We start from the raw sequence: 9,397 nt of genomic DNA, 5'->3' as shown, positions 1-9,397 counted from the left end.
GGGGAAGTATACTCTCCTCACAATTAGAACTATCAATATTTTACGTATCACCTACTTGACTTCTGACCACAAGTCTTTTACTTAATAATTTTAGGATAGCATCATTTAACGCTTTCTTCAATCAAAGAGTAGCGATTTGCTATTTTAAAGTCGCCTTTGTTACACTTATTTATATTATAAAAAAAGGGTGACATTATGCTAGCAACAATGCAACTAACAGAGGCTGCGCTTAATAAAAGTGTCAATCATCAGGCAAATTTATTAACCCGCTTCATTGAAAGTATTCAATGGATCGATATTCTTAACAAAATTTTCGGTACAGTTTTAGAAATCATTCTATTTTCACTATTATTCTGGTTAATTAATAAAATAGCGCGGTTATTAATTGATCGCAGCTTCAATACTTATAAGGTTAACCGTAACATTAGTGAGGGCCGTTCCCAAACGATTTTTATTTTAGTTAATAATACCGTTAAATACGTAATCTTTTTTTTCTATCTCTACGCCGTTTTAAGTGTCCTTGGTGTGCCCGTTGGAACGTTGATTGCTAGCGCTGGTATTCTCAGTGTGGCACTTGGTCTAGGTGCACAAAACTTAGTAAAGGACATTCTTTCCGGCTTCTTTATTTTATTGGAGCAACAACTCGATGTAGGTGACCACGTGATCATTGGTAGTATTGAAGGTATCGTTACTGCACTCGGCTTGCGGGTTACCCAAGTTAAAAGCTTCGATGGTACTTTGAATTACATTCCCAATAGCAACATTAATATTGTTAGTAATCTTTCCCGTAACAACATGCGCGTTCAGCTTGATGTCCGACTTTTTCCAAAAACGGATTCAGAAAAAGTAACGGCTATTTTAAATAAGGTTAACCAAGAACTAACCCCCAAGTACCCTGACATTGAAAGTGGTCCCGATATTTTCGGAATTGTAGACCTTGGCAACGGTAATCTAGCCTTACGTGTTGTCCTTTACACTAAGAATGGTGCGCAGGGCCGCATCCAAAGCGATTACTTGGCGGCCTATATGCAAGCCTTAACCACGGCCGGAATTGAAGTACCTACTTCGCCATTGACGTTCAATCAAACCACCAAATAAGGTGACAATCCCCCTAGGAATTTCGTATACTTAGAGAAACGCTTGCAATTAAGCATAATAAGATCAAAAAATTGAGGGGGTCAGCTATGTTAAATGCAATTAAAGGTTTTTTTATTGGGTTAGCGCTCGTTATTCCTGGTCTGTCCGGTAGTATTTTTGCCGTTGTTGTCGGGCTTTACGAACCAATTATGGCCAAGATCAATCAATTAAGACGCCAACCACTTGCCAGTCTTCGTTTTCTAACCCCGATTGCCGTTGGTGCTCTAATCGGCATCATAGCGGCAACAAAGGGAGTTCTCTGGTTGACAGTCCAGTTTCCACTACCTAGTTACGCCCTATTTATTGGATTAATGCTAGGTCTAATTCCGTTTATGTGGCGCAAAGTTAAGCCGTTAAAATTTCATTGGTATCAGTTATTTTGGCCATTGATTGGTTTCGGCTTTATTTACGGATTAACGCAGTTGTCCACAAATAGTCAGGCCGAAAATCACATTGCCTTAGCCAGTCTAAATTCGCCAATGGCCTTTGGAACAATGCTGTTTGCTGGTTTCTTCGTTGTTGCCTTAATGATGATCCCCGGTATTTCAGGTGCTATTATGTTAATGGTTATCGGCCAATACGGTACAATTTACAACGCAATGGGCCAAGTCATTGATTTTTTCATCGCCCTTTTCAAGGCTGATTTCCACGCCGCAGCGTCCGTACTTAGTACAATTTTACTTTTGGTGCCATTTACAATTGGTGCCGTTCTAGGACTATTTATTATGGCCCGATTAATGACCTACTTACTAAAGAAATTTGAAGCGCAGATTTACGCCATCGTTTGGGGGGTCGTTTTGGCCGCCATTCTTATCTTGGTTCAACGCGGAATTACCCCTACTTGGCAATTTACAATTGGCAATTGTTTGATGGTATTAGTTGCCCTAATTGCCGGTGGTTTATTAACCTTTTTCTTCGATAAACCGCAAGAAAAAAAGGCAAGCTAAGTTTGCTTTAAGTCCAAAATGTTCTAGACTTAGATTGAATTCAAATTTGAAGGAGCTAATACTATGACAAAATCAATTATGGACCAGTATTCATTTCCTGACGGTTATAAAATGCCAATCGAAGGATTCGGTGTCTATAAGTTAGACGATCAGAAAATAATGAATGCGGCAATCAACCAGGCAATTGATTCTGGTTACCGTTTGTTTGATACCGCACAGGCCTACGCTAACGAGACAATGTTAGGTAAAGCGCTAAAACAGACTAACGTGCCCCGTAGTGAGTTATTTATTACCACTAAAGTTGCCGAAAAAAATCAGGGCTATGATGAAACGTTGGCCTCTTTTGACGATTCTTTGCAACGTCTAGACACTGATTACGTCGATCTACTCTTAGTTCACTGGCCAATTCACTCTAGTTTTTTTGCAACTTGGCGGGCGCTTGAGCACCTAAAACAAGAAGGAACGGTTCGTGAAATTGGTGTCTCTAATTTTCACCAAACTCACTTAGATTACCTAGCAACTCAAGCTAACGAAATGCCAGTTGTTAATCAAATTGAAAACCACCCTTACTTATCGCAGGAAGCGTTGGTCAGTTACGGGAAGACAAATCACATTATTACTCAGGCTTGGAGTCCCTTGGGCCGTGGAACTGTTTTAAAGGACCCGGTCATCGGACAATTGGCCACTAAATACGCTAAAACGCCAGCACAAATCATTTTACGCTGGCATTTACAACGGGGTCTATCTTTTATTCCTAAGTCAAAGAATCCGGCCCGCATTGCTCAAAATGCCGCGATTTACGACTTCACACTAAGTGATGTTGACATGACAAACCTCAATCAATTAAATAAAAATCAGCGAACTGGTGACGATCCAGAACTAGTTTATGAATTGGAGCACCAATACCATTAACCTACTTACGTTATCCCACTTCTCAGTACTAAAGTTTCGTCCGTTAAATATTTTGCCAAATAGATTGCAGATAACACTTAAATGGCATACATTAGATATAGATGAAAAAACTGTTAATTTAACTTAATGTTACCTAAAATCACATTTAAGAAAATTAGCGGTTATTTTTGTGACGATTAAAGGAGAAGCATGATGACAGACAGCAAAGATTACCGCTTTACCACTCGAACCACTAAACGTGATGAACAATATTTAATTGATTTTCTAAATATTCCTAAGTTAAGCGCCCAAGGAGAGCTTTATGAAGAGGCCGAATACTATGCTTACCGTGTTCTGGCTGATTATCTAATTCCACTAAAGGCACACCCAGAGAAAATTGCTGCATTAACGGCACAAGAACCAATTAACCAAGTTGTTAATGAGCAGTCGTTTTTATCCGTAATAACGGTTCCGCTAAATTTAGATCCGCATAAAATGCAGTCTCAGTTCATCATTCCACGAGATTCTGCCGAAAACGCCCACGCTGAAATCAATAAAATTACACGCTTAATTAATGAAGATTCATCGTTAAAGTAGTTAGAAGATAGAAATCAATTGGTTTGCTTAATTGCAATAACCAACTTGGTTTCTATTTTTTTGAACTATTTTCAGCAAAAATATAGACCGAATAAGTAACCTTATCCGGCCACCTATTCGATCTATATTTCTCCTTTAAACTTGCGCTAGCGCCTGGTCAAGATCAGCAATTAAATCATCAACGTTTTCAATCCCAATTGAAAGCCGAATCAGATCTGGTGTAATCCCGGCCTGCTTTAATTCCGCTTCACTTAACTGAGCGTGAGTTGTTGAAGCCGGATGAATCACTAATGAATGAGCATCACCAACATTGGCCAAAAGTGAGAACAGATTGAGCTTTTCAATAAAGTTTTTACCGGCCTTTTCACCGCCAGTTAAGCCAATCGTAAAGATTGAACCAACGCCATTTTTGAAATACTTATCTGCCAACGACTTATAAGGACTATCAGGTAATTCAGGGTAGTTAATCCAGGCCACTTTAGGATGGTTTTTTAAAAATTCAACGATCTTGCGACTATTACTTACGTGCCGCTCTACGCGCAGAGAGAGTGATTCCAGACCTTGAATTAATAAAAACGAGTTAAACGGACTAATTGCAGCACCTGTATCACGTAATGGTTGCGCACGTGCCTTAGTTGTAAACGTAGCCGGTGCAACATCCGTCCAAACTAGGCCATTATAGGCAGGATCAGGCGTGGTAAAACCAGGATAGCGACCACTAGCGGCATAATCAAACTTGCCATTCTCTACAATAACGCCACCCATTGAAGTACCGTGGCCGCCAATAAATTTAGTTGCCGAATGTACAACAACATCAGCACCGTGATCTAATGGTCGAACTAGGTATGGCGTCCCGAAAGTGTTGTCAACAATTAAAATTAAACCGTGTTTATGCGCAATTGCACCAATTGCTTCAAAATCAACTAAATTAATTCCAGGATTACCAATACTTTCAACGTACAGCGCTTTAGTGTGTTCGTTAATAGCCGCTTCAAAGTTAGCTGGTTCATCAGGATTAACAAAATGAGTGGTAATTCCAAGCCGTTTCAGTGTGACACTGAAAAGATCATAGGTTCCACCATAAATGGTACTTGCCGAAACAATCTCATCGCCCGTCTCAGCAACATTTAAAATTGCCGCCGTGATTGCTGCTGATCCAGTAGCCAGCGCAACACCAGCAGTTCCGTTTTCTAATGCCGCTACCCGTTTTTCCAGCACATCCGTTGTTGGGTTGGTTAACCGGGTATAAATGTTTCCTGCGTCCGTAAGTGCAAAACGGCCAGCAGCCTGTTTTGCGTCTTTAAAAACATAAGAGGTTGTTTGATAAATCGGAACGGCCCGAGCACCAGTTTCATCAACCGTTTGACCAGCCGTGACTTGTAATGTTTCAAATCTTAATTTTTTATCGCTCATTATTGTTCTCTCCTTTAAATTAGTGTGCAGTTTATTTTATTAATCAACTTAATTTAGAAATGATTTTATTTAAATGACTTGAACCAATTCTTTATCAATTGCTGACTTGCCGGTTGCCAACGATTGATAATTTTTTGTGTTGGATCGTTAGCGTAAAAATAATTTTCCGGTAATGTAATCGGAATCCCCGCCTTTAAGTCACGGCGGTACTCATTGGCTAATGTCTGGGTACTGTATTCTGGGTGTCCGGTCACAAAAGTTTGCCGGCCATCCCTGCTCTGAACGATCACGGGACCAACATCAGAATCATCCACCAATAAACGCAAATCCGGGTGCGCCAGAATATCGGCGGACTTTAATGTTGTGTTACGTGAATGTGGTAAATAAAAAGTCTCCGGTAATCCTTCAACTAATGGCGCCTGCTGCCGAACTTCATGCCCAAAAATACCAAATATTTTAGGCCGAACCGGATATTTTTTAATACCATAATCATGAAACAATCCTGCTTGCGCCGCCCAACAAATAAATAAGGTTTGCGAAACGTGTGTCTTTGACCAATCAACCAATTCACCAAATTCACGCCAGTAATCCACCAACGAAAAATCAAGTGTCTCGACTGGTGCTCCGGTAATAATTAATCCATCGTAATAACCTGCTTTAATTTGCGAGAAGGTGGCGTAACTTTCCTGTAAGTAAGGTAATGTGTCGGCCGACTTAAAGTGGTGCGTTTCCGGGTAAAGGAAAGTTAAGGCCAGATTATGATTCTGATCATTTAATAAATCGACAAATTGTCCCTCGGTTTCCAATTTATTTGGCATTAAATTCAACACCAGAATTGTTAACGTCTTCGCTTTAAAATCATTAGTCGTATTTAGTACCAACTGCTTACTTGAATCTTGCTCTACGGACATCATATGCTCGCCTCCATAAAATAAAAAAGCCTTCATCCCGTTACTTTAACGTAACAGGGACGAAAGCTTTCGCGTTACCACCCATATTTGCCTTGATTTCACAATCATGACCTTATCAGGTACATCTTACTGACTATACCTTTGCAAGTTATCGTTTGCAGACGGATAATTAGCACTGCTTACAGTACCAACTAACAAGCTCCAAGACCATCTTCACCAAATTTATTTTTACCCACTTTCACCAATCAGGGCTCGCTAACAAAAATAATTCAGCTACTCTTCTCTTCAACACTTTGAATTATTTAACTTGTTTCTAACAATAACACCATCATTTTCTAATGTCAAACCCATTTTCTTAATTTTATAATAATCCTTTAAACCACTAACCCTAATTGCTATCGTTAAAAAATCGGCTATAATAGAAACAGATTGCAGCAATAGGAGGAAGACATGGAAGAGACTGACACACCCTCGCGAATGGCACAGCGGCCACCAAAAAAAGGCCACCCATTCATTAAGATTCTATTACTCATTATTTCAATTATTCTAATTCTCAGTGGTATTTTTATCGTTAAATTTTACCACGATACCGGTAAGACAATTAAAGGTATGTACGCTAAGGATGGCATTCCAACGACAACCACTATTCAACAACACAAGCCCGTTAGTATTCTACTATTAGGGGCTGATACAGGAGCCGCCGGGCGAACTTACCGTGGTAACTCAGATACAATTATTCTCGCAACAATTAACCCAGATACTAAGAAAATGACTCTAAATTCTATTCCCCGTGACACGCTGGCAGAATTAAGTGGTTCAAAAAATAGTACTATGCAGAAAATCAATGCTGCCTATGATCTGGGTGGCTCTAAAATGGCCGTTAATAGCGTCCAGCACCTATTAAACGTTCCCGTTAGCTACTACATGACTATTAATATGGGCGCTCTTCAGACGCTAGTTGATGATGTCGGTGGTATTGACGTTAATATTCCGTTTTCCTTCACTAGTGTTTGGACTGGCGGCCAAAAGTTCAAAAAGGGAATGCACCACTTAAACGGTGAACAGGCACTTGCATACACTAGAATGCGCCATGAGGATCCGCGTGGTGATTATGGGCGGCAAATTCGGCAACAACAAGTCATTCGAGCAATTTTGAAAAAAGCCGCTACGCCAAAGATGCTGTTTGATTACGACAAGGTTTTAAAGGATTTAGAAAAGAATGTCCGCACCAATTTAACCTTTGCTCAAATCAAAACGCTTGCCCTCCACTACCGCGGGGCTACCGCCGATATAAAATCTGACCAACTTCAAGGCCAAGATGCCTGGATTACCGGCTCTTCCTACCAAGTTGCTTCAACTAAGGAATTAAATCGTTTATCGAAAAAAATCCGTAAAGAGCTTGGTCTTTCAGCAACAACCTTATCCAACGCGGAAACTTATCAAAATAGTATGAACCCAACTTTTGACGGCGTTAGTAACCAGTACTTTTACATCTATGGTAACTATAATCACACCGCTGAAACACAAACCACCGAAAAATAACGGCCGGAACAAAAGTCCCAGCTCCTTACTATTTTTCGAGTAATTACTCTAGAACGTGGGCCAAAACCGATTTTTGGTCCACACTCCTTTACTGAATCAATTAACGATCATCACGCTTCCATAAAAATGGTTTATCTAAACCTATATAGACACAAAAAAGATCACCCTTAGAATTGTCGAATTAGGACAATCCTAGAGTGATCTTTTATCTGCCTAAAGTACTCGTACACCAAATGATGGTTCGAAGTAACTAGAAATCGATTGTACTTGAACGTTTTCACCAGGTTGTGGTGCGGCAATGTACTGGTTACCACCAATATATAGCGCAACGTGATAAGTTGCCCCAGCAGCTCCCCAGAAGACCAAATCACCAGGTTGTAAAGCACTAATGGAAACCTTTTGACCGGCACTTTCTTGTGAAACTGTGTAAGCTGGTAAACTGATGCCTGCAGCTGAGAAGGCATAACTAGTTAAGCCAGAACAATCTAACCCAACATTGGCCGTATGACCACCCCAAACGTAAGGAACACCAATTTGTGACTGCGCAGCTGCAATTACCTTTTGAACTGCTGATTGATCAGTTGTTGTGCTTGCAGTACTAGCAGCACTTTGACTTGGTGTAGTCGAAACTGGTGTCGTACTAGCCTGGCTACTTTGTGTTGTCTGAACTGTGTTAGTTGCTTCAGTTGCAGCACTTGATTGTGTCTGAGTTTGATTCACATTAGCAGCCGAGGTTGCAGCTGCTTGACTGGCAGCGGCTGAACTTGCGTTAGCAGTTGAAGTTGCGGCCGACTGGGCTGCAGCTTGGCTTGCATTAGCGACCGAAGTTGCAGCCGACTGCGCAGCGGCCTGACTTGCATTAGCGCTTGAAGTTGCAGCTGATTGGGCAACAGCCTGACTAGTAGCCGCAGCACTTGACTGCGCCTGACTAACATTAGCCGCTGAAGTTGCAGCTGACTGAGCCGCAGCCTGACTTGCTGCGGCAGCACTTGAAGCAACTGCCAAACTAGCATTGGCGCTTGAAGTTGCGGCTGATTGGGCAACAGCCTGACTAGTAGCCGCGGCACTTGACTGTTCCTGAGCTAGACTAGCGTTGGCAGCCGAGGTTGCAGCTGTCTGACTTGAATTAGCCGCTGAAGTTGCGGTTGCTTGTGTGGCAGCCTGACTAGCAGCAGTCGTACTTGTAGTTGATTGTTCAGCACTTGAAGCCGGTGTTGCACTAGCCTGTGAAGTCGTTGCCGCACTAACTGGTGTTGCTGCAGCTGTTGTATTAGCAGCAGTTGAGCTCTTAGTTGCCGTCGCCGTTAAAGAAACTGATTGGGTAACAACTTGCGTGTTTGCCAATTCTGGATCATTTAACGCTACGTAAGCACTTGGTACCCACTGGTTAGTCCCAATTTGATACCAAGTTAATCCATAAACTTGTTTTTGTGCGGTTACATTAATTGTTTGTTTGAAAGTTAAATATTTACCAGTTGGCTGACCACTAGTTGGTGAAGTCCAAATAGTCGTTGCGCCAGATTGATACTTAGAAGTAACGGTGTCTTTTTTAGCAGTTGTTGCTGCTTGCTGAGCGACTGTAACGTACTTAGCAGGTACCCACTGGTCATTACCAACGTTATACCATGTTTCACCAGCAATTTGCTGCTGGCTTTCGACATTAACCGTTTGCCCACTCGTTAAATAATGATTAGCAGTTAATCCTTGACTTGGGTTATTCCAAACAGTCGTTGCGCCATTTTGAAAATTAACCTTACCCTTGGTAGTTGCTGCTTGTGCTTGTGAAGTTCCAACCAATGCTGCCCCGGCCAGACCAACAACTCCCGCAGCTACGTATGTAGAGAAATGATTCTTAGATTTTGCTTTCGTCATATAACAGCCTCCTCGTATTATTAAAAATGTATTCAAGTATTGACCAGCTTCGCTGTTTGGATGCTGTGTGATATTCTCTAATTGTTC

The 9,397-nt window shown here is 41.3% G+C and carries 8 protein-coding genes; 5 read left to right on the top strand and 3 right to left on the bottom strand.

Features of this window, described 5'->3' with window-relative positions; genetic code table 11:
* The first annotated feature begins 195 nt into the window (after positions 1-195).
* The 4 genes from EKM61_RS10220 to EKM61_RS10205 all read left to right on the top strand — a co-directional run bounded on the left by EKM61_RS10220 (position 196) and on the right by EKM61_RS10205 (position 3,572).
* Positions 196-1,098, top strand: a complete 903-nt coding sequence (locus EKM61_RS10220; RefSeq protein ID WP_068223431.1) for a mechanosensitive ion channel family protein — start codon at positions 196-198, stop codon at positions 1,096-1,098.
* Between the two features lie 86 nt (positions 1,099-1,184).
* Complete coding sequence (locus tag EKM61_RS10215) at positions 1,185-2,084, top strand: DUF368 domain-containing protein (protein ID WP_068223427.1); 900 nt, start codon at positions 1,185-1,187, stop codon at positions 2,082-2,084.
* Positions 2,085-2,147: 63 nt separating this feature from the next.
* A complete protein-coding gene (locus tag EKM61_RS10210) occupies positions 2,148-2,996 on the top strand; it encodes an aldo/keto reductase (protein WP_068223424.1) in 849 nt (282 codons plus the stop codon).
* 192 nt (positions 2,997-3,188) lie between these two features.
* A complete protein-coding gene (locus tag EKM61_RS10205; protein WP_225359776.1) occupies positions 3,189-3,572 on the top strand; it encodes a hypothetical protein in 384 nt (127 codons plus the stop codon).
* A 135-nt stretch (positions 3,573-3,707) separates the two neighbouring features.
* On the opposite strand, the gene EKM61_RS10200 is transcribed toward EKM61_RS10205, so the two are convergent.
* Together EKM61_RS10200 and EKM61_RS10195 are read right to left on the bottom strand one after the other, a co-directional pair.
* Positions 3,708-4,985, bottom strand: coding sequence for an O-acetylhomoserine aminocarboxypropyltransferase/cysteine synthase family protein (locus EKM61_RS10200; RefSeq protein ID WP_068223417.1), 1,278 nt, complete (start codon positions 4,983-4,985; stop codon positions 3,708-3,710).
* A 65-nt stretch (positions 4,986-5,050) separates the two neighbouring features.
* Positions 5,051-5,899 (bottom strand): homoserine O-succinyltransferase, encoded by an 849-nt coding sequence (locus EKM61_RS10195; RefSeq protein ID WP_225359777.1) that lies wholly within the window; start codon positions 5,897-5,899, stop codon positions 5,051-5,053.
* Between the two features lie 447 nt (positions 5,900-6,346).
* Between EKM61_RS10195 and EKM61_RS10190 the strand changes: the two genes are divergently transcribed.
* Complete coding sequence (locus EKM61_RS10190) at positions 6,347-7,438, top strand: LCP family protein (protein ID WP_100077715.1); 1,092 nt, start codon at positions 6,347-6,349, stop codon at positions 7,436-7,438.
* A 213-nt stretch (positions 7,439-7,651) separates the two neighbouring features.
* Here EKM61_RS10190 and EKM61_RS10185 read toward each other — a convergent pair whose 3' ends face one another.
* Positions 7,652-9,310, bottom strand: a complete 1,659-nt coding sequence (locus tag EKM61_RS10185; protein ID WP_068223414.1) for a C40 family peptidase — start codon at positions 9,308-9,310, stop codon at positions 7,652-7,654.
* Positions 9,311-9,397 lie beyond the last annotated feature (87 nt).

Source organism: Loigolactobacillus backii (assembly GCF_003946275.1).
In the GTDB taxonomy this organism is placed as follows: domain Bacteria; phylum Bacillota; class Bacilli; order Lactobacillales; family Lactobacillaceae; genus Loigolactobacillus; species Loigolactobacillus backii.
This window is presented reverse-complemented; position numbering and strand designations above follow the sequence as displayed.